The sequence below is a fragment of the Neisseria sp. P0009.S007 genome (assembly GCF_051962515.1).
In genome coordinates this window covers 1-245 of the sequence record NZ_JBQCVF010001227.1, presented here as the reverse complement: position 1 = coordinate 245, position 245 = coordinate 1, and the positions used below count along the sequence as shown (strand labels likewise).

The window sequence follows — 245 nt, the reverse complement described above, 5'->3', positions numbered from 1 at the left end:
ATCCTGAAGAAAGTAAAGAGGGAGCACGCCTTTGGTTTCATAAGCTATATAATCTCCATGCCAAACTGCAAGCCGTTGCCGCATTCAAACAACTGCCCGAAGCCGCTGCGCTCGCCGCCGCCAACAAACGCGTGCAAAACCTGCTGAAAAAAGCCGATGCCGAGTTGGGCGAAGTCGATGAAAGCCTGCTGCAACAAGACGAAGAAAAAGCCCTGTACGCCGCCGCGCAAAGTTTGCAGCCGAAA

At 53.1% G+C, this 245-nt stretch carries 1 pseudogene; it reads left to right on the top strand.

Annotation, left to right across the window (positions count from 1 at the left end):
- A pseudogene (locus ACTHS3_RS18400) lies at positions 1 to 245 on the top strand (glycine--tRNA ligase subunit beta); the annotation flags it as partial.